Source organism: Neptuniibacter pectenicola, assembly GCF_001597735.1.
GTDB classification, from domain to species: Bacteria; Pseudomonadota; Gammaproteobacteria; order Pseudomonadales; family Balneatricaceae; genus Neptuniibacter; species Neptuniibacter pectenicola.
Window position 1 is genome coordinate 1 of the sequence record NZ_LUTS01000076.1, and the last position, 469, is coordinate 469.

General features: G+C 47.3%; 1 protein-coding gene. It reads right to left on the bottom strand.

Annotation, left to right across the window (positions count from 1 at the left end; all coding sequences use genetic code 11):
• Nucleotides 1-21: 21 nt before the first annotated feature.
• On the bottom strand, nucleotides 22-469 hold a 448-nt coding region (locus tag A3773_RS19795; protein ID WP_197462839.1), incomplete at its 5' end, for a hypothetical protein.

Genomic DNA, 469 nt, shown 5'->3' on the forward strand with positions numbered 1-469 from the left:
TATATGGAAATACTTCTGAGTTTACCGGCGCTGCTCTTTTTCTCTTCCCTCCCTTCCCCTTTTCCCCTTTCCCCCTCCCTCTTTTCTCTCCCTTTCTTCTTTTCTTCTTCTTCCCCCTCCCTTTTCCTCCTCTTCCCTTCTCCTTCTTTCTCCTCTCTCTTTTTTTTCCCTTCTCTCCTTCTTTTTCCTCTCTCCCTCTCCCTTTCCTTCCCCTTCTCTTTTCCTCTCCCTTCTTTTTTCTCTCCTTTTCTCTCCTTCCCTTCTCCCTTCCTTCTCCCCTTCCTTTTTCTCTCCCTCTTCCTCTCTTTTTCCTCCCTTTTTTCCTCCCTTCCTTTTTCTCCCCCTTCTCCTTCTCCCTCCTTTTTCTTTCTCCTTCCTCTCTCTCTTTCTTTCTCTTCCTCTCTCTCTTTCCTTTTTTCCTCCCTTCTTCCCCTCTCTTTCCTCTCTTCCCTTCCCTCTTCCTTCCTCC